General features: G+C 47.0%; 22 protein-coding genes. 1 reads left to right on the plus strand and 21 read right to left on the minus strand.

What is annotated here, in order from left to right; translation table 11 throughout:
* Positions 1–34: 34 nt before the first annotated feature.
* The 18 genes from rpoD to rpsU form a co-directional block, all read right to left on the minus strand.
* Positions 35–1,120: an RNA polymerase sigma factor RpoD gene (gene rpoD / locus NOM72_RS10490; protein WP_023467512.1), complete on the minus strand. Its 1,086-nt coding sequence runs from the start codon at positions 1,118–1,120 to the stop codon at positions 35–37.
* 34 nt (positions 1,121–1,154) lie between these two features.
* Complete coding sequence (gene dnaG, locus NOM72_RS10495) at positions 1,155–2,951, minus strand: DNA primase (protein WP_023467510.1); 1,797 nt, start codon at positions 2,949–2,951, stop codon at positions 1,155–1,157.
* Between the two features lie 146 nt (positions 2,952–3,097).
* Entirely contained in the window at positions 3,098–3,907 is an 810-nt protein-coding gene (locus NOM72_RS10500; protein WP_047396410.1) for a pyruvate, water dikinase regulatory protein, read from the minus strand.
* A gap of 12 nt (positions 3,908–3,919) precedes the next feature.
* Positions 3,920–4,549, minus strand: coding sequence for a transcriptional regulator CcpN (gene ccpN, locus NOM72_RS10505; protein ID WP_023467507.1), 630 nt, complete (start codon positions 4,547–4,549; stop codon positions 3,920–3,922).
* A gap of 21 nt (positions 4,550–4,570) precedes the next feature.
* Entirely contained in the window at positions 4,571–6,631 is a 2,061-nt protein-coding gene (gene glyS / locus NOM72_RS10510; protein WP_255999148.1) for a glycine--tRNA ligase subunit beta, read from the minus strand.
* On the minus strand, positions 6,624–7,514 hold the full coding sequence (gene glyQ / locus NOM72_RS10515) for a glycine--tRNA ligase subunit alpha (RefSeq protein ID WP_029341034.1): 891 nt from the start codon (positions 7,512–7,514) through the stop codon (positions 6,624–6,626). The genes glyS and glyQ overlap by 8 nt, the downstream gene beginning before the upstream one ends.
* Before the next feature lie 288 nt (positions 7,515–7,802).
* Positions 7,803–8,552, minus strand: a complete 750-nt coding sequence (recO, locus tag NOM72_RS10520; RefSeq protein WP_023467502.1) for a DNA repair protein RecO — start codon at positions 8,550–8,552, stop codon at positions 7,803–7,805.
* A 3-nt stretch (positions 8,553–8,555) separates the two neighbouring features.
* Positions 8,556–9,464 (minus strand): GTPase Era, encoded by a 909-nt coding sequence (era, locus tag NOM72_RS10525; protein WP_023467500.1) that lies wholly within the window; start codon positions 9,462–9,464, stop codon positions 8,556–8,558.
* The gene (locus tag NOM72_RS10530; RefSeq protein ID WP_023467498.1) at positions 9,457–9,855 is read right to left on the minus strand and encodes a cytidine deaminase; all 399 of its coding nucleotides are present in this window, start codon (positions 9,853–9,855) and stop codon (positions 9,457–9,459) included. The genes era and NOM72_RS10530 overlap by 8 nt, the downstream gene beginning before the upstream one ends.
* A 48-nt stretch (positions 9,856–9,903) precedes the next feature.
* Positions 9,904–10,254, minus strand: coding sequence for a diacylglycerol kinase (locus NOM72_RS10535; protein ID WP_023467497.1), 351 nt, complete (start codon positions 10,252–10,254; stop codon positions 9,904–9,906).
* On the minus strand, positions 10,251–10,727 hold the full coding sequence (gene ybeY, locus NOM72_RS10540; protein WP_029341033.1) for an rRNA maturation RNase YbeY: 477 nt from the start codon (positions 10,725–10,727) through the stop codon (positions 10,251–10,253). Before ybeY ends, NOM72_RS10535 begins: the two co-directional genes overlap by 4 nt.
* On the minus strand, positions 10,724–12,781 hold the full coding sequence (locus NOM72_RS10545; protein ID WP_255999149.1) for an HD family phosphohydrolase: 2,058 nt from the start codon (positions 12,779–12,781) through the stop codon (positions 10,724–10,726). Before NOM72_RS10545 ends, ybeY begins: the two co-directional genes overlap by 4 nt.
* 36 nt (positions 12,782–12,817) lie before the next feature.
* Positions 12,818–13,780 carry a PhoH family protein gene (locus NOM72_RS10550; protein WP_023467492.1) on the minus strand — a complete coding sequence of 321 codons (963 nt, stop codon included), beginning with the start codon at positions 13,778–13,780 and terminating at the stop codon, positions 12,818–12,820.
* A 171-nt stretch (positions 13,781–13,951) separates the two neighbouring features.
* Positions 13,952–14,422, minus strand: a complete 471-nt coding sequence (locus NOM72_RS10555) for a hypothetical protein (RefSeq protein WP_023467490.1) — start codon at positions 14,420–14,422, stop codon at positions 13,952–13,954.
* 13 nt (positions 14,423–14,435) lie between these two features.
* Complete coding sequence (floA, locus tag NOM72_RS10560; RefSeq protein WP_023467489.1) at positions 14,436–15,419, minus strand: flotillin-like protein FloA; 984 nt, start codon at positions 15,417–15,419, stop codon at positions 14,436–14,438.
* Positions 15,416–15,925 (minus strand): NfeD family protein, encoded by a 510-nt coding sequence (locus tag NOM72_RS10565; protein ID WP_023467487.1) that lies wholly within the window; start codon positions 15,923–15,925, stop codon positions 15,416–15,418. The genes floA and NOM72_RS10565 overlap by 4 nt, the downstream gene beginning before the upstream one ends.
* Positions 15,926–16,106: 181 nt before the next feature.
* Entirely contained in the window at positions 16,107–16,553 is a 447-nt protein-coding gene (locus tag NOM72_RS10570) for a GatB/YqeY domain-containing protein (RefSeq protein ID WP_023467485.1), read from the minus strand.
* Positions 16,554–16,574: 21 nt separating this feature from the next.
* Positions 16,575–16,748: a 30S ribosomal protein S21 gene (gene rpsU, locus NOM72_RS10575; protein ID WP_012369719.1), complete on the minus strand. Its 174-nt coding sequence runs from the start codon at positions 16,746–16,748 to the stop codon at positions 16,575–16,577.
* Positions 16,749–17,061: 313 nt separating this feature from the next.
* Between rpsU and NOM72_RS10580 the strand changes: the two genes are divergently transcribed.
* Entirely contained in the window at positions 17,062–18,321 is a 1,260-nt protein-coding gene (locus tag NOM72_RS10580) for a dicarboxylate/amino acid:cation symporter (RefSeq protein ID WP_050678369.1), read from the plus strand.
* A 68-nt stretch (positions 18,322–18,389) separates the two neighbouring features.
* Here the strand turns inward: NOM72_RS10580 and pulA are convergent, their stop codons facing one another.
* The 3 genes from pulA to NOM72_RS10595 all read right to left on the minus strand — a co-directional run bounded on the left by pulA (position 18,390) and on the right by NOM72_RS10595 (position 23,646).
* Entirely contained in the window at positions 18,390–21,302 is a 2,913-nt protein-coding gene (gene pulA / locus NOM72_RS10585; RefSeq protein WP_255999150.1) for a type I pullulanase, read from the minus strand.
* 228 nt (positions 21,303–21,530) lie between these two features.
* Complete coding sequence (locus tag NOM72_RS10590) at positions 21,531–22,457, minus strand: LCP family protein (RefSeq protein ID WP_023467480.1); 927 nt, start codon at positions 22,455–22,457, stop codon at positions 21,531–21,533.
* A gap of 13 nt (positions 22,458–22,470) precedes the next feature.
* Positions 22,471–23,646 (minus strand): DHHW family protein, encoded by a 1,176-nt coding sequence (locus tag NOM72_RS10595; RefSeq protein WP_255999151.1) that lies wholly within the window; start codon positions 23,644–23,646, stop codon positions 22,471–22,473.
* Positions 23,647–23,651: the final 5 nt, after the last annotated feature.

Genomic DNA, 23,651 nt, shown 5'->3' on the forward strand with positions numbered 1-23,651 from the left:
CCACTAAAATTTCATATATTCTTCACACTTTGAATTAATCGAGGAAATCTTTCAAGCGTTTTGAACGACTCGGATGACGTAACTTCCGAAGTGCTTTTGCTTCGATTTGACGAATCCGCTCACGTGTAACGCCAAATACTTTTCCGACTTCTTCAAGTGTCCGTGTCCGACCATCGTCAAGACCAAAACGAAGACGGAGGACGTTTTCTTCACGATCCGTCAGTGTATCTAACACATCTTCGAGTTGTTCTTTCAAGAGTTCGTATGCTGCAGCATCTTGTGGTGCTGTCGCATCTTGGTCCTCGATGAAATCTCCGAGATGTGAATCATCCTCTTCCCCGATTGGAGTTTCAAGAGAAACCGGCTCTTGCGCAATCTTCAGGATTTCACGGACTTTTTCTGGCGTGATTTCCATCTCTTTTGAAATCTCTTCCGGTGATGGTTCACGTCCGAGATCTTGCAAGAGTTGACGCTGGACACGAATCAATTTATTGATCGTCTCAACCATGTGAACCGGAATTCGGATTGTCCGCGCTTGGTCAGCAATCGCACGTGTGATTGCCTGACGAATCCACCATGTTGCATACGTCGAGAATTTATATCCCTTCGTATAGTCGAATTTCTCGACCGCTTTGATCAGACCCATGTTGCCTTCTTGAATCAAATCAAGGAACAACATACCGCGTCCGACATAACGCTTCGCAATCGAAACGACGAGACGTAAGTTTGCTTCCGCCAATCGTTTTTTTGCTTCTTCATCGTTTTGTTCGATTCGTTTAGCAAGTTCGACTTCATCTTCTGCATTTAACAAATCAACGCGACCAATTTCTTTTAAATACATCCGGACAGGGTCATTGATCTTGACACCAGGAGGAACAGACAAATCGTTTAGATCCGCCTCTTCTTTTTCGTCCCCTGTACCGTCATTGTTGACCTTGATACCTTCTGTTTCAAGCAATTGAAGGAATTCCTCGAATTGCTGAGCATCCATTGATTCGAACGAACTTAGTTTGTCTTCGATCTTTTGGTGTGACAATTCACCATTTTTATGTCCGAGCGCGATGAGTTCCTCTTTCGCGAGACGGAGTAATTCAGCTTCTGATCTTGCTTTTTCTGCCATCGAACCATACACTCCTTCCACATCATGCAGCAGGTCATCGATCTTTTAAACGACGCTTCCGTTCTATGATCGCCTGCATCAGCTCCGCTTGAGCACGGATATCTGTTTGTTGATTCAATCGTGACTTTTCTTCTTCTAACAACCGACGTTGCTGTTCATTTTGGACGGCACGAATGTAGTGACTGAGTAAATCAGGATCATATTCAGGCATTAGCATGAACTCTAAATCCGCTACGATTCGTTGCAAAGAGGCGTCGTGCAACATCGTCAAAAAACGATCAGGACTTCCTTGCGTACCTGCTCCGTAAAATTCATATAGCTTGCCGGCAATCAATTGGTGTGCCGGATCATTGAATTGGACACCTAGTTGCTCTCGCACTTCAAGACATACTTCTTCTGAACGGATCATGTAGGCAAGCAAGAAGCGTTCTGCCTTTTTCCAGTTCGCGAACGTTCGGTCAGGAGGTGCTGTCGGTAGAGCAGCTGGGCGATCGGAAACGATTTGTTCTCTCTTCGGTTGTTGGACGGTTGGACGCACTTGTGCGATCAAGGAGTCTTTCGAGAGTTTAAATTCCTCAGAAAGTTTTCCTAAATAAATGTCCCGTAACAACGGATTGGATGTTCGACCAATCTCTTCAAGCATAGTTTCAATATATCGAACGCGTTCTCCTTCTAATCGCAAGTTTTTTCCTTGTCGAAAATAAAAAGATTTGAATTCAAGACTTGAAACCCGTTCTTGTTCAATCCAGTGTAAAAACGTCTCTTCGCCCTGATTCCCAATGAAGGAATCCGGGTCTTCGCCATCCGGTAAACGGATGACGGAACAGTCGACGGCAACGGCTTCAAGCAACTGTAGGGCTTTTAACGTCGCAGCGCGTCCTGCCTTGTCTCCGTCATAACAAATAATGACTTCATCGACGATACGTGCTAGGTTTTGGGCATGAACCGGTGTTAAGGCTGTTCCTAAAGAGGCTACCGTATAAGGTATACCCGCTTGAGCGACACGCACAACATCAAGATTCCCTTCAACGAGGACGACTTGTTTGATTTTGCGCATCGCTCCTCGTGCTTGAGCGAATCCGAATAACAGTTCACTTTTATTGAACAAAGGTGTTTCCGCTGTATTGACATACTTCGGATCACGACCATCAATCGAACGTCCACTAAATCCGACGATCGTGCCATCACGATCGGAGATAGGAAATACGACTCGACCGTTGAATCGATCTCGATAATCGCCATCGCGTCCGATTGAAATCAATCCCGCTTCGACCATCTCATCTAAATCAAACCCACGTCGTGCCAAGGAATCCACTGTAAAACGATCTTGATCCGGTGCATACCCGAGTCGGAACTCACGCATCGCACCTTCACGGATACCACGATTCTCTAAATAGATTCGTCCCGCGTCGCCTGCTTCCGTTTGAATCAACACCTCATGATACAACTCGGTGACGATCCGATGTGCCTCGCGCATCCGGAACTTCTTTTCCTGTTCGGGTGTCGATTCCGATTGTTCGAATCGATCCGGCTCCAGTTCCGGAAGTGTGACATCGCTTCGATCAGCTAATTTAGAGACGGCTTCCTTGAAACTCATTCCTTCTGTTTCCATGACGAAAGTGATTGCGTTTCCACCTGCACCACATCCAAAACAGTAGTACATCCCTTTATCAGGAGAAACAGAAAAGGAAGGTGATTTCTCAGAATGAAACGGGCAAAGCCCTGAATATCGATTCCCTTGTTTTTTTAATTCTACACGTTCTGAAATCAATTCGACGATGTCCGTTGCTTGGCGGACCTGATCGACGATTTCATCAGGAATTCGCTTCATTCCGTCCTCTCCCCTTTCCTTGAGAACTTATCCTTACATGACCATACCCGCAATGAAACGGAACGATGACTCGTTCCGTTTCATTAGAAAAAGGGCATTATCTCATTTATCAGCTAAACAAGTATACTATGTTCCTGACTGCTTGACTAGTCATGCGCTTTCCCGGAAATTCCGGTCAAAATCAGGTTTGCCGTTTCCTCGACTGCTTTATTCGTCACGTCGATGACTTGGCAACCGATTCGTTCGTATAAATTCCGTGCGTATTCGAGTTCCCGGTTGATTCGGTCCATCTGCGCGTATGCTGCTTCTGGTTTGAGTCCTAATGAACGCAGGCGTTCCATTCGGATGTCGATCAACTTTTCCGGTGAGATGAGTAGTCCAAAACATTTTTCTTTTGGAATATCGAATAGCTCCGCTGGCGGGATCGATTCAGGTACGAGTGGTACGTTCGCTACTTTATATCGCTTCAAAGCCAGATACTGCGAAAGTGGTGTCTTTGATGTACGCGACACCCCGATCAAGACGATATCCGCACGTTTGATACCTTTTGGATCACGTCCATCGTCATACTTGACAGCAAATTCAACCGCTTCGATTTTTCGGAAATACTCCTCATCTAGGCGATAGATTAACCCTGGCTCTTCCTTCGGTTGCATCTGCAAGCGATCTTCCATCGTGTCAAGCAATGGACCAAGTAGATCAATCGCTTTAACACCGTGGGCGCGAGCTGTGTCTGCAAGCAGACGACGATGGGTCGCATGAACGATCGTGAAAGCGATTGTCGCTTGTTCTTCTTTCGCATGAAGAACCAAGTCATAAATAACTTGATCATCATCGACGAACGGAATGCGGACCGTTTCGATGGCTTGTTCCGGGAATTGGATTGCAGCTGCGCGGACGACGAGTTCACACGTCTCTCCGACAGAGTCACTCACGACATAAATCCGTTGACGCATCAGGAACCCTCCTTAAATTTCTTCATCACGTGCTAAAGCGACCAACACTTTCGTCATGTTCGTCTTCGTCATTCGACCCACGACTTTCAAGACGCCGTTCTCCTCTTCGACGACTGGCATTGAATCAATCTGCTTTTCGATCAGTTTCATGCCGGCACCAATCAACGTTTCCGATTTTTCACAGACCGTCAAATTCGGCATCCGTGTCATGATGATGTTGACCGGTAACGTATCTAATTCTTGATTACCGATTGCCGCACGTAGAAAATCCTTACGTGACAACACACCGACTAACGCATGGTCCTTACTGACGACGAACAGCGAACCCACATCTTCAAGGAATAAGTGAACGATCGCATCGTATACGGTCATCCCTTCATGAATGACCTTTGCCGACGACATGAATTCGCCGACGGTCAAGGTGTCGAGTTTCTCATGAAGCATGGACGCATTTTTCTTTCCAACGTACATATAGCCGACACGTGGACGCGCTTCTAGCATGCCGGTCATCGTTAAAATCGACAAATCGGGTCGTAATGTCGCCCGTGTCAGGGAGAGTGCAGAAGCAATCTGCTCTCCCGTGATCGGACCATTCTCTTTGACGATTTGGAGTATCTTTTTTTGCCGTTCATTTAACTTCATCGGCTCATCCGTCCTTTTTCTTTACGCTAAAGTAAGTGCATTGAACCGGGCGACTGATTCGATGGCTTGCGCAAATCGTTTCATTTCGCTAAGACGGTTCGTACGGACTGTTTCGTCGTCCGTCATGATCATCGTACCGTCGAAGTAGGCTGTAATCGACGGAACGGTTGCCTCAAGTGCCTCAAGCGCTCGTTCATAATCAAGTGACGCGATGGCTTGATCGACCTCTGGTAAGGTTTTCTCAATCGCCTCATGCAACGCGCGTTCCGCATCATTTTCAAAGAGCGCTGGATTAACAGTTGTGACGTCTTCTGCTTTTTTCGAGATGTTTAAGACACGGCTGAGTTGTTCGACCGTTTTCTTGAACGATTCTTTTTTCGTCGCACTTTCAAGCATTGCAGCACGTTGCTCATTCGCTTCGACTGTCAACGTATGATCCAGAGCGGCTTCGACGACATCATGACGGAAGTTCATTTCCGATAGACGGTATTTCAAGCGTTGTGCAAAGAAGTCTTGTAATGCAGCTTGAACTTCTTCGGCATCCTTCGCGTAAAGACCTGCTGCCACCTGTTCTGAAACGACGAAAGCAATCAGTTCAGTCAATGTCAGATTCAACTTACGATCGGATAAAATCTGAACAATCCCTTGTGCTTGACGACGCAATGCGTACGGATCCGCTGATCCACTTGGAATCATACCGACACCAAAGAATCCAGCGACGCTGTCCATCTTATCGAGAATCGCATAGAGTGTTCCTGTCGGTGTTTCCGGACTTGCATCCCCCGCGAAGCGTGGCATGTAATGTTCACGAATCGCAGCCGCGACTTCCGGATCCTCATTCTTCATGTTCGCATACCGCTCACCCATCAGACCTTGCAATTCTGTGAATTCATAGACCATTTGACTGACGAGATCGAATTTATAGATTTGTCCTGCACGTTCAACACGTGTTTTGTCTGCACCGACACGATCTGCAAGTGCGAGTGCCATCTGACGGACGCGACGGACTTTTTCGCCTGTCGTTCCTAATTTTTCATGGAAGACGATTTTATCAAGACGTTTCGCCTGTTCATCGATATCTGCTTTTTTATCTTCTTCATAGAAGAACTGCGCATCGGCTAAACGGGCACGGATGACTTTTTCGTTTCCGCGTGCGACGTTTTCAAGATGTGTTGCGTTTCCGTTTCGTACCGTGACGAAATAGTGGAGCAACGCACCGTCACGTTTGACCGGGAAGTAACGTTGGTGTTCTTTCATCGTCGTGATCAAGACTTCTTCTGGTAACTCAAGATACGCTTCATCGAATGCACCGAACAAGGCTGTCGGATACTCGACGAGGTTCGTGACTTCTTCAAGTAAAGACGCATCGATCGGCACTTCGAATTGTTCGCGTGTCGCAAGCGCTGCAATTTGTTCTTCGATCAATTGACGACGTGCTTCGTAACTGACGATGACGTTTTCTCCTGCGAGCGCTTCAACATAAGCGTTCGGACGCAGGATCGTGATGTCCTGCCCGAGGAAACGATGTCCACGTGATGTCCGACCCGTTTCGACGGATGCGACTTCAAACGGGATGACTTGATCGTCAAGCAGGGCAATCAACCAACGAATTGGACGCATGTAACGTAACGATTGTGTGCTCCAACGCATGTTTTTCGGGAATGTCATCGCTTCGACGACTTGTTTTAGTCCAGGAAGTAGATCGGCTGTCGCTTGTCCGACTTCCTTACGTGTCGCATAGAGATACTCGACTCCTTTTTCTTCTCCAAGGAAGAGATCGTCCGTCGTTAACCCTTTACCACGCGCAAACCCTTCGGCTGCTTTCGTCCAGTTCCCTGCTTCGTCCATCGCGATACGTTTTGCTGGTCCTTTTAATGTCTCTTCGAGGTCACTTTGACGTGCTGCGAGACCTTTGACATACACTGCAAGACGACGTGGTGTCGAGAAGGATTCGACGCTTGTGAACTCAATCCGAGCTTCTTCAAGGAAACGCGTCACGCGTTCCTTGAGTTGTGTTTCGGATTGAAGGACGAATCGAGCCGGCATCTCTTCTAAACCGATTTCAAGTAATAATTCATGCATGTGACTCACCTGCTTTCGACTTGATCAATGGGAAGCCAAGACGTTCCCGTTCTTCGATGAAACTTTGCGCACAACGGCGCGACATGTTCCGGACACGATGGATGAATCCTGTACGTTCCGTGACGGAAATCGCCCCCTTCGCGTCGAGAAGGTTAAAGGTATGTGAACATTTCAAGATGTAATCATACGCTGGGAAAACGAGGTTCTCGTCCAAGGCGCGATTCGCTTCTTTTTCATATTGATCGAACAACGTGAAGAGTAAGGCGACATCTGATGTTTCAAACGTATACTTCGAATGTTCGAACTCCGGTTGATAGAAGATATCACCGTATTTGAAGCCATCTGTCCAAACGAGATCAAAGACACTCTCGACGTCTTGGATGTACGAAGCGAGACGCTCGATTCCGTACGTGATCTCTACTGCAATCGGATTACACTCGATTCCACCGACTTGTTGGAAGTACGTGAATTGTGTGATTTCCATCCCGTTCAGCCATACTTCCCAGCCGAGACCTGCAGCACCGAACGTCGGGTTCTCCCAGTTATCCTCTACGAAACGAATATCATGTTCGAGTGGGTTGATACCAAGCAACTCGAGACTTTGTAAGTACAATTCCTGAATGTTGTCAGGTGATGGTTTCATGATGACTTGGAATTGATGGTGTTGATACAGACGGTTCGGGTTTTCCCCGTAACGACCGTCAGCCGGACGGCGTGATGGTTCTGTATAACAAACGTTCCATGGTTCTGGTCCGAGACTCCGTAAGAACGTCATCGGATTCATCGTACCGGCTCCTTTTTCTACGTCGTATGCTTGCATCGTCAAGCAGCCTTGTTCTGCCCAAAATTTTTGTAATGTCAAGATCATGTCTTGTACTGTCATCTTCACGACTTTCACCTCCGAAATGATTAAGGAACGCAAAAAACGCCCCTATGTACAACAATCGTTGCACATAGGGACGAGACGAGCCCGCGGTTCCACCCTACTTGCATGCATCGCATGCCACTCTTTTTGACAAAGAACACTCCGAAACGCCATTCGCGCCCCTCTCACTTCCAGCTCACACCACCCTGGAATCGCTTGATTGAGAAAAAGACGGTACTCCTTTTCGTCATCGTGTTCATTTAGTTGCTTCTACCGCATTTATTCTACCGAACCCGCTTGTTGCTGTCAATCGTTGCCGAAATCAATCAACTGGTCGAGGACACGTTTTGAACGTAGACGTAACCCGCTGTAGCGTTCCATATAAGCATCCATGATTTGACGCAATAGACGCTTCGTTTCCGGCTTCACCGTCACTGTCCCGATCCGCGAGAAATCATAGACAGAAAACACATAGAGCATCTTCGCGACTGCCTCTGACATAAAGACAGCATGTTCATCCTCATGGCGATGCCGGCGACAGAGTAGACCACCGTGGTGTAACGAAAAAGCAAACGGTGCTTCAGCACTCCCGCAAATCGTACAGCCATTCAAGTGCGGCGCAATCCCTAGATGACGCAACAGGCGCAACTCGATGATGAAAGAGACGACGTCGGGATCAAGTCCTTCATCCATCGCCTCCAGTCCTTCGACGAACAAATCATAGAGTGCCGGTTGCGGCACTCGTTCATCAAGCGCTTTATCTGCCAGCTCCAGTAGATACATCGCATACGCCATCAAGACGACATCTTGCCGGATATGCGCGTGGCTCGTGATGACGTCTGCTGATTTCAACTGACCGAGACCACGTGACCGTGGATAGATATAGACGGCTCGAACGAAAGGCTGGCTTGCCGCGTTGAAACGACTACCCGGCTTCTTCGCTCCTCGCGCCATGACGGCGAGCTTGCCGTATTCACGTGTCAGTAGCGTGACGATCTTATTCGATTCACCGTATACGACCGTTCGTAGTACAAGCCCTTCCGCCTTATCGATCATCGCTTAATACTCGTCATCGCGGAAGCCAAGTTCACGCAATTGACCGGCCTTGTTACGCCAATCCTTTTGGACTTTGACCCACAAGTTCAGGTAAACTTTTGTTCCGAGTAACATCTCGATGTCCGTTCGTGCTTCAGAGCCGATTTCTTTTAGAAGTGCTCCGCGTTTACCGATGATGATTCCTTTTTGGGAATCGCGCTCGATCAAGATCGTCGCATGGACATCGACCATGTTTCCATTCTCACGCGTCTTGATTTGATCAATCGCGACTGCGATCGAGTGTGGTACTTCGTCGCGTGTCTTCTGCAAGACTTTCTCACGGATCATCTCTGAGATGATGAAACGCTCCGGGTGGTCAGTGACTTGATCCGCCGGGTAATACATCGGTCCTTCTGGTAAGATCTTCGCGATTTCTTCAAGTAACGGTCCGACGTTGTTACCTTGAAGCGCAGAGATCGGAACGACTGCCGCAAACTCGAGCTCATTTTTATATGACTCGATGATTGGCGGAATATCATTCGGATGAATCAAATCGACCTTATTCATGACGAGGATGATGGGTGTATCGAGTTCCTTCAATTTTTCAATGATGAAATCGTCACCTTTTCCTTTTGGTTCCGTCACGTTGACCATGAATAAAATCGCATCAACTTCACGCAATGCGTTCGTCGCGACCTTCATCATGAAGTCGCCGAGTTTATGTTTTGGTTTGTGAATCCCTGGTGTATCGATGAAAATCGTCTGAACGTCTTCTGTCGTATAGACACCTTGGATCTTGTTTCGCGTCGTTTGTGGCTTATCAGACATGATGGCAATCTTTTGTCCGATGACACGGTTGAGGAATGTCGATTTTCCGACGTTCGGGCGTCCGATGATCGAGACAAAGCCCGATTTGAATCCTTCTTTAAACATGTAAATCCCCTTTCGTGAATGCTCCTGGTAAGAGGGCACCCACTGTTGTTTCTGTGACATCCCCTTTAAGGTTCGTCAAATAGATTGGCATATCCGCGTCACACATCTCTGATAACACTTGGCGGCATTGTCCGCACGGTGCGACCGGTCCTTCCGTGTCCGCAACGACAGCCATCGCTGCATACTCGCGCGCATCCTGTGCCCACGCAGAGAAGATTGCTGTCCGTTCTGCACAGTTACAAAGACCATATGCAGCGTTTTCAATATTGCAGCCGTGGAAGACTTGTCCGTCTTTTGTTAGTAGAGCAGCACCGACTTGGAATTTCGAATATGGAACATACGCTTTTTCGCGTGCACGTTTAGCTTGTTCGAGTAATTGTTCTGTTTTCATGTGAATATCCCCTTCTTAGGAACGGTATTGGCCAAAAAGGCCGGATTCTTATTGTACCAAATATGGGATGAAGATGCATAGTGCAATTGCAATAGATGTAAGCGCCAACACGAGAACAGCTCCACTTGCAATATCCTTGACTGCTTTTGCCAGCGGATGCCATTCCTGCGTCACGAGATCAACGACGCGCTCAAACGCTGTATTGAACATCTCGGCACTGATGACGATCCCGACCGTCAAGAAGAGGATCGCTCGCTCGACAGACGTCAATGGTAATAGAAAAGCGACAAGTAACACGATGGCACCAACTGTCACGTGAACTTTCATATGCCGTTCTTCTCGAATCGATTGGCACAATCCGTTCATGGCATGCCGAAACGGTTGCCACCAGCTTTTCACAATGTGCCCCGATATAACTCGAAGTGATGCAGGATTTCCTCCTGTCGCTTCGTCATGACTTCCTCATCTGCTTTTTCAATGTGATCGTATCCAAGTAAATGGAGAAAACCATGGACAGCGAGAAAACCGAGCTCTCGCTCAAAATGATTGCCATACTCTGCCGCTTGTTCGCGACACCGTTCTACGGAAATGATCAAATCGCCGAGGACGATTGGTTCGTCTTCGAGCAATCCAAAATCGATTTCATCTTCTCCGAGTTCTTCCATCGCAAAGGAAATGACGTCCGTTGCCTGATCCTTTCCACGCCATTCACGATTGATCTCTTGAATCTCATCGTTTGAAACGAAAGTCACGGACAACTCACTATTTGAATCGACTTCTTCTTGTTCTGCCGTGTAAATCAAAATCGATTCGACAAGCTGTCGTTGTTCTTCCGTTAGACGATTATTTTCGTCTGTCATATAAATATTCATGTCGTTGCCTCTTTCTTTAATTCTGGATACTCGATTCGTTCATGGAACAAACCGGATAAGGTATGACACGCACTTTCACCAACGCGATAAATCTCACGTGTCGTAATGTCACATTCCGCAAATTGATCATCCATCATCTTTTCACGAATGATTTTCGCGACCAAGTCCCGAATTCCTTCTTCTGAAGGAGCTTTCATCGAACGAACTGCCGCTTCAATCGAGTCAACGATCATGATGACCGCCGCTTCACGAGTTTGTGGTTTCGGACCCGTGTAACGGAACGTCTCCTCATCGACCTCACCTTGTTCTGCTGCCTTGACATAAAAGTATCTCAGCAGAGAGGTTCCATGATGCTGGCGGCAAATATCAACGATTGCTGCAGGCAGTTTTGCTTCTTCGAGTAATTCAACACCATCCTCGGTATGTGCCAAGATGACACGTGCCGACTCTTCCGGTGTCAATCGATCATGTGGATTGCGTCCATGCTGGTTCTCAATGAAATAAAGCGGTCGTCTCGTTTTCCCTAAATCATGATAGTAGGCGCCGACTCGTGCAAGCAAGCCATCTGCTCCGATTGCTTCACAGGCTGTTTCTGCTAGATTCGCAACCATCATACTGTGATGGTACGTTCCCGGTGCTTCAACTAATAATTTTTTGAGTAACGGATGCGTCGGGTTCAACAGTTCGAGTAGACGGGTCGGTGCTAAAATACCGAACGTCATTTCAAGAAACGGCAATAGTCCAATTGCTAGGACGGCACTCAAGATACCGCTCGCAATCGCAAAACCAACTAAAATCAGCGTTTCGCGCAGTTCGAACGTTCCACTTCGTAACAGGACGAATGCCAAAAAGATCGCAATGTTTGCTCCGGCAATCGAAACACTGCTCATGAAAATACGACGTCGTGACAAACTAGAGCGCAGGAAAAACGTTGCGACTAAACCACCGACCAATAAATAGATTGCGATATTGAAGCTGAAGTTCTGGTTCGTACTATAGAAGAACGTTCCGGCAAGCGCCGTAAACAGAGAACTCGATAATGCAATCCGTTCGTTCAATAAATTGCGCAAGACGAGCGCAGCAAAAGCGGTCGGCGTGAGTAAGTAAAATGCTGGATTGATGTCGTCTGCTAAGAACGCCATACCATACATGACGAGTAATTGTAGACTGACGACGAGGTAGACAAGCCCGAATAATCGAATCCGCCCCATTTGAGCGTATCGCAGTTTTGAACGGTGAATGAATCCAAATAAAAAGGCAGTCATCAACGCACTGACAAGCATCGCTCCGAGTAACGGTTTCAACGACTGTCGATCAGAAATCAAGCCGACTAATTGTAGCTGACGATAGGCATCTTGTGAAATCACTTCGCCTCGTTTAACGATCACTTCGCCTTCTGAAATGATGACTGGTTCAACTTTATCACTCGTCTGCTTACGAAGCTGTTCCGTCTTTTCCGGATCATAGACGTAGTTCGTCACGATCAGTTGATCGGTCATCGCTTTAGCGACTGCTTTTAGTGAAAAGGACAGTGGCGAACGTTCAATATCCGTTCGCGCATTCTCACGTGCCTCCGCTACTTCACCACCATCAGACGAGATACGTTGACGCATCGCTTCTTCAATCGCGGTGATGACGACGTCACGTGTCGTATTCCGTAGTGCTGTCGTCGACGTCACAAGCAAGCGTAACTCATCATCCTTCAAAAGAGTTGCCGCCTCCGTTCCACGCAGACGCTGTTTGATTTTACCGATCTCATTTGTTTTTTTGATACCAGACAAACTCGCAAAAAGTTGTTCGACTTTATCAATTTGTTGTGCTGCATACTCTTGTTTGATCGTATACTGACTCTCGATTGCAGCAACCGAATTTTCCTTGATTTGATTTGTTGCAACCCGGTCCTCCATCGTCAAGGGTGACCGGATATCTTCTTCTGCAATTGAGAATGGTTCTGCGGACAAGGCTTCTGGCCGAACACTGACATACATCATCGTCGATACGACGAGATAGAATACTACTGTCAAAAGCCCGACCCAGACCCCAACCTTGCGCATATCATCTCCCCCTTTTCCATCTATTTTCGTAACGGCTTAGGTCAAATCCTGACTATAAGCATCAACGATTTTTCGGACAAGTGGGTGACGCACGACATCCGCTGAGCCAAAGTGCTCAAAATGAATCCCTTTGACATTGCCGAGCAAATGTAACGCTTCTTGTAGACCAGACGTTTTTCCTCGCGGAAGATCGACTTGTGTCAAATCGCCTGTGACGATCATCTTCGAATGGAATCCGAGACGCGTCAAGAACATCTTCATTTGTTCACGTGTCGTATTTTGCGCTTCATCAAGAATGACGAAGGCATGTTCAAGTGTCCGTCCACGCATGTAAGCGAGCGGCGCGATCTCGATGACGCCACGCTCAAGCAGACGAGCCGTATGTTCGACACCAAGTACGTCATGTAGCGCATCGTATAGAGGACGTAGATAGGGATCGACTTTTTCTTTCAGATCCCCTGGAAGGAATCCTAGATTTTCTCCTGCTTCTACTGCTGGACGCGTCAGGACAAGTCGTTTGACGTGACCTTCCTTTAACGCTTTTGCCGCCATCACGACAGCAAGATACGTTTTTCCGGTTCCCGCTGGTCCAATACCAAATGTCAAATCACAGCGGTCGATTCCCCGAACGTAACGTGCTTGACCGAGTGTCTTTGCACGAAGTGGTTTTCCTTTATGATTCGTATGAATGACCGTATCGTAAAGTTCCAGTAGTTCATCCACCCGATCTTGACGTGCCAGTTGAATGGCGCTCGTCGCGTCACGCTCCGTCAAAACAGCTCCACGATTCACAAGTTGTTTCAAGACGCCTACGACCTGTCCTGCTAAGATTACAGACTGCTCCTGTTCGGATTGTGCCAACAGCTCATCTCCTCGATGCGTAAGCTGAACGTCAAGTTCTGCTTCCATCGTACGTAAGACTGCATCATTCGGACCGACGAATGCTTGAATCTGTTCTGAATTCGAAAATGCAAATGGGATTCTTTCGTTGAATATCACGTTGTGAATGGCCTCCTAGTCATGGATAACAAGTTGTCATCGCTTCATATCTAATCTCTTCCACTTTAGCACTTCCGCCGAAAAGATGGAAAGAAAAACCCGTTCCCACCTTTTGGGAAATAAAAAGAGTCGATCCTACGCGTTTCGTAGGATCGACTCACTGTCTAATCATCATCGTTTTCGTTTTGAAACGGGTGCACCCAGAACCTCACTCCAGACGATGGCACGACGCATTTCATCCTGTGAGAGTCTCGTCGCTGATGCTGAACGACTCGACGTTCCAATAGCACCGTCTGCGACGCTATCTTTGATTTCACCGATCGTCGAAGAGGACATCCCTTTTTTCGAATGTTGTTTCTGACGCTGGTCCAAACGTTGTTGCAATTCCGTTCGTTCATGAACGGGTCGCGCTTTTGTTTGCGTTACCCCCGGTTGTTTCTTCGCGGGTGCTTTTTTACGAACGACAGGTGGAGGTACCATCTCTTGTCGCGCCGTATCGACCTGTTCGGTTATTTGTTTCACATAGTCGCCGAACTCCTTTGAAGGTGTCCGGTTCGTCTGCTTCGGTTTTTTATCCGCTGCTTTTGAGATGACGGAGATGACACCGAATGCGATCATCAATCCGACCCATATGATATCCATACCGTCTCACCCTTTATTGTGAGTCATTTGGTGATGATTGCCCACCGATTGCTTGACGCATTTTCGTATCTGCCGTCACGTTCAAGTAGTTTGCATAATCCATGACGCCAAAGTTACCGTCACGCATCGCTTCAGCGATCGCAAGCGGCACTTCCGCTTCAGCAGCGACAACCTTCGCACGCATCTCTTCAACACGTGATTTCATCTCTTGTTCACTTGCGATCGCCATTGCGCGACGTTCTTCCGCTTTTGCTTGCGCAATGTTCTTATCTGCTTCTGCTTGATCCGTCTGCAGAACCGCACCGATATTCTTACCGATATCAATGTCCGCGATATCAATCGAGAGAATCTCGAACGCCGTACCCGAATCGAGTCCTTTCGCAAGAACCGTCCGTGAGATCATCTCTGGATTCTCAAGTACTTCTTTTTGGTCATTACACGAACCAATGGTTGAGATGACACCCTCACCAACACGTGCGATGACCGTTTCTTCCCCAGCACCACCGACGAGACGATCAATGTTCGCACGTACCGTGATCCGGGCTTTCGCTTTTACTTCAATCCCGTTCATTGCCACACCGGCGATAAATGGTGTTTCGATGACTTTCGGGTTAACCGACATTTGAACAGCTTCCAGAACGTTACGACCAGCAAGATCAATCGCTGCTGCGCGTTCGAAGCTCAACTCGATATTCGCACGGTGTGCTGCAATCAAGGCATTGACGACGCGGTCAACATTACCACCGGCAAGGAAGTGACTTTCCAGTTGATTCGTATTCAAGTTCAATCCCGCTTTAACTGCCTTAATCAACGGATTGACGATTTTAGATGGTGTCACTCGACGTAGTCGCATCCCGACTAATGTAAAGATCGATACACGTACGCCTGCCGCGAGCGAGCTGATCCAAAGTGGGATCGGAACGAGCGTGAAGAAGATGGCGAGGAAAATTAAAATTCCTCCAGATATGAGTAATACGGTCAATAGTTCAGGTGTCATGTGTGGGACTCCTCCTTCGTATGTTGGACTCTAACAATGACGCGTCCATGCGTCACTTCTTTTACGACGATTGTTTCCCCCGCTTGAATGAAGGTCCCTTCCGTTACGGCATCAATTCGATTCCCATCGATTTCAATCGTTCCTGATGGACGAAGAGGCGTCAAACTGACTCCTTCTTGTCCTAACAGTTGTACTTTGTCTTGATGGGAGAGATAGCCTTTTTCAGACGATGTCGAATCCGTCAAAATCAAACCGCGCCATAGTAACGACTGATTTGATTTAATTCTGCGATACGCCCAGTATCCGGCCGCAAGCGATAGAAATACAGCAAGTCCGATTGCGATACCTACTTGACCAACTGTAGCGCCTGCCATGATCAGACTAGCAAGGACCGCACCGATTCCGAGGACTCCAAAGATTCCGAACCCTGTGACGAATATTTCGACCAGTAACATGAGGACCCCAATCATGAAGACCGCCAAAATCATTCCTAAGCTAAACGTCATGCGTACGTTCACCCCTTTTCATTCGTGTCAGAAGCTGCTTCTTTTGCACTTTGATTCGTTACTATAATTATATACGCTTTCAAAACAAAAAGGTTTCATGACTATTCTGAATTCATTAAGAAACTTTTAATTGTGACAGGAACGACAAAAAAGGTGCCCCGAAGGACACCTTTTTCATGTATTAAGCGAGCCGTTGTTTGACGAGTCGATTAATTAACGCACCGTCTGCCTTGCCTTTAAGCTGTGGCATGACGATACCCATTACTTTCCCCATATCTGAAGGAGCAGAGGCACCCGTCTGCGCAATAGCTGCGTCGACGATTTCCTGTACTTCTTCCTCGGAAAGCTGTTTTGGCATATAAGCTTCGAGCACGACAATCTCTGCTTGAATTTTCTCGACGAGATCGTGACGACCAGCGCTTTCGAATTCTCGGAGGGAGTCGTTGCGCTGCTTCATTTCACGTGAAAGAATTGTTAATTCTTCCTCGTCTGTCAATTCTTGCTTACCGAGTTTGATCGTTTCATTTTGCAGCGATGATTTCACCATCCGAATCGTCGTAAGACGATCTTTTTCACGTAGACGCATGGCTTCTTTCATATCCGCTGTCAAACGCTCCTGAAGACTCATGAGGATACACCCTCTCTAACGTTAGAACTTCTTACGCTTACGCGCAGCCTCCGATTTAAGCTTACGTTTTACACTTGGCTTTTCGTAGTGTTTACGTTTACGAACTTCTGCAAGCGTACCATCTTTTGAAACACCACGTTTGAAGCGACGAAGTGCGTCTTCAAGTGATTCATTTTTACGTACACGAGTTTCCACTAGTTTTCCCTCCCTCCGATATTACCGACTAAAGGAAACGTGTCAGACACGTCATACAACATTATAGTAGGAATATACAATTTGGTCAACAGTTGATTCTAGCGACTTTTCTGTACCCTACGCTGTTCCTTTTTGTTCTTATCTATCCTCTCATGGTTGCATCCGTTTGACAACAAAATCTAGTCATTCCTGCATCAAAATCCAGAAACTTTTTTGTAAGCGTTATCATCTATTTTTTAAAATGTTTTGTCAAAAAGGGTGATGATGTGTCAAAATATAGACAATTATCAAATAAAGGAGTGTGACATTACTTATGAAAGAAGCAAAGCGCATCATCTGGGGATTGATTCTCGGGGTGATTCTCGGAATCGTCCTCGCTTCCTTACCGGACAAGTCGATTTATGAGGGATTGAATAAATATGCTTTACAACCCATCGGAACGATCTTCCTGAACTTAATTAAGATGCTCGTCGTACCGATCGTCTTCTTCTCAATCGCCCTTGGCGTCATGGGACTTGGAAATCCAAAAGAGCTTGGTCGTGTTGGTGGTAAAGCCATCACTTATTTCATGACGACGACAGCTGTCGCAATTGTCATTGCTCTCGGTTTGTCATTACTGATCAAACCGGGTACGTTTGGTAACTTCGAGACGCAAGGTCTGGAATATGATAACGGAAATCTACCAGATACGAGCATAATCAACACAATCGTTGGTATGTTCCCGACGAACCCGATCACGTCGATGGCGGAAGGAAATATGCTACAAATCATCGTCTTCAGTGTCTTTATCGGTTTTGGGATCACGTTCCTCGGTCAAAAAGTCTCGACACTACGGACGTTCATCGAGCAGGGTAATGATTTAATGACGTACTTGATCACGCTCGTCATGAAAATGGCACCGCTTGGAGCATTTGCTTTGATCGCATCAGCCGTCGGTTCTCAAGGGTGGGATTCGCTAAAAGCAATGGGACTTTATATGGGTGTCGTCATCTTGTCACTATTCGTCCATTCCGTATTGACGTATGGTTCGACTGTTTCACTTCTTGGGAAGATGAACCCGTTCTTCTTCTTTAAGAAGTTCGCACCTGTCATGCTGTTCGCTTTCTCGACGTCTTCGTCGAACGCAACACTCCCTGTTGCGATGCAAACGGCTCAAAAAGAGTTGAAGGTTCCGCGTTCCGTCTCAAGTTTCGTCCAGCCTCTCGGTGCGACGATCAACATGGATGGAACAGCAATCATGCAAGGTGTCGCGACTGTCTTCATCGCGCAAGTCTACGCTGTTGACTTGACGCCAGGTCAACTTGCGACGGTCGTCCTGACAGCTGTTCTTGCATCGGTCGGAACAGCCGGTGTACCGGGTGTCGGTCTCGTCATGCTAACGATGGTTCTCCAGTCGGTCAATCTACCGGTCGAAGGGATTGCATTGATCATCGGTGTCGATCGTCTTCTTGATATGATGCGGACAGCCGTCAACATTACTGGTGACGCAGCATGTGCCGTCATCGTCTCGAAATCGGAAGAAGGTAATCTGAAAGAAGAAGAGAACGAAGAAACGGATGAGCGTTACGCTTGATTGCACGTTTCTCGACTGACGAAAAGGACGTTCCGCCAACTGCGGAACGTCCTTTTTTATTTGTTCACTTATTTTGATAAGACGAATGAGCTAAGTCCTTCGACACGAACCGTACCTGATACTTTACGGATTGTTTTGGATCCTGCTTGTTTACCGTCTACAAGCAGCTTCCATTTCCCTGTCGGTAGCTTCATATCGACTGCTGTTCGATTTGCGTTGTGAATGACGTAGAGATCATCTTTTTGTTTCGGCGCAGCATCATCTAGTCGATACGCGATGACTTGTGCCGGTGCTGCTTCAAACGTCAGGTAACGACGAATGTCTTTTGCTGTTGCTAAATGAAGTACTGGATTCTTTTTACGTAACTCGATCAATCCTGTCATATAATCAACGTCTTGTTGACGGTCCATCTTCCGTTTCCAGTCGAGCTGGTTGACAGAATCCGGTGATTTATATGAGTTATGGTCGCCACCCTTCGTCCGCATGAAGTCCTGTCCTGCATGGATGAACGTTGTTCCTTGAGACGTCAACAAGATACTTGAAGCTAGACGATGCATCTTTGTCTTCGTTGCGTCATTGTCTTGTGGATTCGTCAGCTTCAACTTATCCCAAAGCGTATGGTTATCATGTGCTTCAACGTACGTGATCGCTTGATCTGGTTCTTGCGTAAATCCTTGAATCTCTTTGTCATAAGCAATCTCTCCGACAATTCCGCGTTTGATGCGCGTTTCAAGACCGGTTGCTCCGTTAATGAAACCAGCATCTGAATCGATGAAGACGCTACCTTTGAGCGCATCGCGTAGATTGTCATTGAAATGTCCGATTCCAGGCATTTGTTTTGTATTCGTTTGGTTGGCCTTCTCTGAATCTGGAAGTGGTGTTCCAAGGCTCCACCCTTCTCCGAATACAAGAATCGACGGATCAATTCGTTTTGTCGCCTGTTTGACAGCATTCATCGTCTTGACGTCGTGAATGCCCATTAAGTCAAAGCGGAATCCGTCCCAGTGGTATTCTTTCGCCCAGTAAGAGACAGAGTCAACGATCAATTTGTGCATCATTTTACGCTCAGACGCTGTATCGTTTCCGACACCCGTTCCGTTCGCTAAATCGCCGCCTTCTGTATAACGGTAGTAATAACCAGGAACGATTTTATCAAGGTTTGATGCCTTTGCGTCAAACATGTGGTTGTAGACGACATCCATGACAGCACGAAGTCCATTGTCATGTAGCCCTTGAATCATCTGCTTCATTTCCTTGATTCGGACTTTTGGATCATAGGGGTTTGTCGCATACGATCCTTCTGGTGCGTTATAGTTCTTTGGATCATAACCCCAGTTATAAGATTTAAGCGGGTTCGTCTCATCGACGGAAGCTGTGTTGAAATCATAGACTGGAATGAACTGAACGTGCGTGATGCCAAGTTCCTTCAGATGATCAAGTCCCGTCTTCGTCTTCGTTTTCTTACCATCCTTCGTTAAACGTGTACCTGGCTCGATGACGCCGAGATACTTCCCTTTTTGTTTGATACCTGAATCGTAACCCGAGTTCGTCACATCAAACATCGATAAATCACGGACGTGTGATTCATAGATGATCGCATCTGTCGCATGGCGAAGTGGCATTTTTCCATTTGTCCAGCGTTTTGGATCCGTCTCGCGTAAGTCGACGACGACACCTTGGTCGCCATTGACGGCGACTGCTGTCGCATACGGATCAACCGCACGCGTCGATTCTTTGGCATGTTTGACTTCGTATGTGTATCCGACACCGTCAAGATCGCCCTTGACCGTCACTTGATACACACCACGATCCGTTCGTTCCATCTTGATTTCGCGCGTGATATCTTTTGTCGTAGCAGCTTGTTGCTTTGGTAAGCGATACAATTCGAGCTCGACCGCTTGTGCTGTCGGTGCCCAAACTTTAAACGTCGTCTTTGACTTTTGATAGTCGACACCGAGTTTTCCATCGTAGGCATACTTTTGGTCGAATGCTTTCGAACGGAGCACTTTACCCGCTTCAAGGACTGCTTCTCCAAAAACAGGATGAGACGCTCGGACGACTTTTGCTAAATCGATATCTGAAGTGACTTCGACTTTTACCGTTTTGGCATCGATTGCTGACACGGCTGGATTCGTCACGCCTTCAAACGTAAATGCCTTTACGTCTTCTTCCGTCAACGGTGCATTCGTTTTCAATGTCATCGTCCGGAAGTCATCTGCTAAAAAGCTTGTGATTTTCGGTGTGCGATCGATTTCCGGTTTGCTGTAGTATACCGTCTGATCCCCTTCAATCAACCAGATGTCTTTCGCCCCTGCATAAAAGAAACGATCAGCTCCGTCTTTTTCCGACCATCCTTCAAGATGAGGAATGACGCCTGCAAGACGTGCTTTCGTCGGATTATCGAGTGTTACCTTGGCAACGGCACCGAACTCATCTTGCTTGTCAAACTCGAATCGCTTGCCATCCTGCTCTTCCGGCCAAGACCAAACGCCATACTTTTCATAATCATTGTCATACCGGTAATAGTGGATGTTCGTGTCGATATTTTCGACATCTGCTCCATTGCTTGGATTGACTGTCGAGATGTTCTTACTTCCCGACTCGATCCAGATTTCAGCAACACCATTTTTAATCATGTCTTTCGTAATGAAGCGATCATTCTCAGATCCCCCATCTTTGTTCCAGTTATCATCTCGAACGATAAAGCCGATTTTTTCCGGCTGATCAACTGGGAATTCATAAGCTGCGATTTTTCCGTAAGCATCCTCGCCGTTAAAAGCGTGAGCTTTATTCGGAAAATAATCCGGTCCATTTGCCCATAACCACAGATTCCAATCCTTCGTGGCATTCGGGTCTGCCTTGTAGTGAATGATGACCAATGTCGACTTCCCTTTTTCCAGTGCTTGACCAGATAAAGAGAGTCCACTAAATATCAGTGCAAACGTTAGCGCAACGATACAAACGAATCTCATGCGTTTCATACGGTAGCCATCTCCTTTTGGTATGTAATCGTTTTCATTTTGCATCCGTTTACAGGTCCTGTCAAAGCCTATTTCATCGGTTTGGTCGAAAATAAGACTTTTGAACCAAGCACTTTTTTTCAAAAAGAATGGGGAGTTACATCAGAGGAAGACAGAAAAAAAGCGTCTCCACAATCATGTGCTAGAGACGCTCATCCTGGTTTGTCTGATGGTACTACTAGTTATAGCTTACGATCGTGCAAGAAGTTTAGCGATTGTCTGCTTCGTCTGTTCCATTGATTCGTCCGATGCAAAGAAATACCAGACACCATCACTTGCGATATATCCTTCTCCCTCGATTTTCAGCGGCTTTAATTGTTCGAACCCCCGCTGATTTTCCTGCGCTAGTTGCGCTGCGACATCGAGTCCAATATTCGTCGTAAAGTTGTTTTTCATGACGTCCGTAATCTTTTCGAGTTGCGTCAACAACTGTGGTCCAGCAAGCTTCATTCCGACGGCTTCTAGCACTTGACGCTGGCGAATTTGTCGTCCCATATCGCCGAGTGGATCTTGCTTTCGCATCCGAGCGTAACCACTCGCTTCAAGACCCGTCAGATGAATTTTCCCTTTCTCATACTCCTTTTGAAGACGACGGTCGTTCCAACTGAAGGCAGATGGATTGTCGACCGTGACACCCCCAACAGCATCGACCAACTCAATCAATCCATCCATGTTGATTTTCGCATAATAAGGAATATCGGTCTCAAACGTCTGCTCCACCGTCTCGACTGTCTCTTTCACCCCCCCATAGGCATAGGTATGATTGATTTTAGTCTTTTCGCCAGACGGCACGGTTACCTGCATATCTCTTGGAATGGACAGGGAAGTCGCTTGTCTCGTTTTTGGATTGAATGAAAGAAGCATGATGGCATCGGCACGTCCTTTATCGTTTTTCCGTTCATCCACGCCTAGTAATAAGACATTGACCGGCTTCATCGATTCGAGTGGCTTCGGCCGCTCTCCATCTAACGGTGTTAAGAACGCGTCTGCCGTTTGCTTCACTTTTAAAAAAGCTAAACCAGCTGATGTACTAGCAATCAGAACGAACCCTAGTAGGAGCGCACTCAATACGCGCCAAACAAGGCGTGGTTTTCTTTTCGCCATTCGGGATCTCATGTCATGAACTCCTTCATAGTGTGTTTTCATACGTCTTCATCAATCCAGCAATGTTCGAGTTATGCAGGAACAATACGGAGTCGACTTGTTTTTGTTTAGCGAACTGCGAGACGTCGAATGATTTTGGCACATAACGAACGTCGACGACTTCCAGATTGGCACTTTTAGCAAGGAACGGTAAGACGGGATTCGCGAATGAATCCTTTAAGACGAGAATCGTTGGGCGATCATTCTTCGCCTTCTCCTTCATCGACATGACGCCGTGATTCCCGCGCAAGAATACTTCATATCGATCGACGTAATCTCCCTCCTGCTGAACGAAGGATTCATCGATCACCGGGCGATCGCATGCCCCGTCGTAACAGACATCGATCCCTTTAAAGAATGCTGGTCCATAATAAGCTAACTGATCACCGGACGTCGCGTACGCAAGTGTCGTCTTTCGTGCCAATGAACCATAGTAGGCATGTTCATCCTCTTTACGATTGGCTTTTGATGGTGTGACTGGTCGTAAGTCCATCCCTTTCGTAATCGTCTGATACGCCGACGCTGCCCCGTCGATATTCCAGTGATGGTCCGTCTTGAAGTAATCCGTTAACTTTAATTGATCAAGTGACAAATTCGTCATCCCGGCAGCCTTGAAGTCACGAATCATTCCTGCGTAACGTGTCCGTGCGTTCGAAGCAACATACGATGGAATCAACTGATCGCGTTCAGCAATGACCGTCTTCGATGGAGCTAGTGCCATATAAACCGGACGGTCGACTTCTTGAACGAATTTTTGAAACGCGTTCGGAATCTGAACTTGAGTCGAGGCACTCGGTTCGATCATATAGCCATTTTTAGCTGTATAGATCCCATTACGAAAAGGCTGCCTGAAGACATCCTTCGATAGCAGTGCCTGCATCTCAACGAACGTCCCCCGCAACAGCAGTTGATCCGTGAAATACGTCTCCATCTTCAGCATGTCTTTTCCAGTCGCGATTCCTTCGATCGTTGGTTCAACTGATTGAGTGAGTGTACGATTTTCGAGTTGGGAACGCACACGATCCTCTCGGACGATCGTTCCGACACCAATCGTTAACAAGATGAGTAAAAAACTAATCGTCGTCACCCACATCATGATCCGTTCAAAAGAAGTCGTCCGTTTTTGTCCCTGCTTATTTTCTGTTTCAAGTGGCTGTGCCATCAGTA

The sequence above is a fragment of the Exiguobacterium sp. LL15 genome (assembly GCF_024436095.1).
In the GTDB taxonomy this organism is placed as follows: domain Bacteria; phylum Bacillota; class Bacilli; order Exiguobacteriales; family Exiguobacteriaceae; genus Exiguobacterium_A; species Exiguobacterium_A indicum.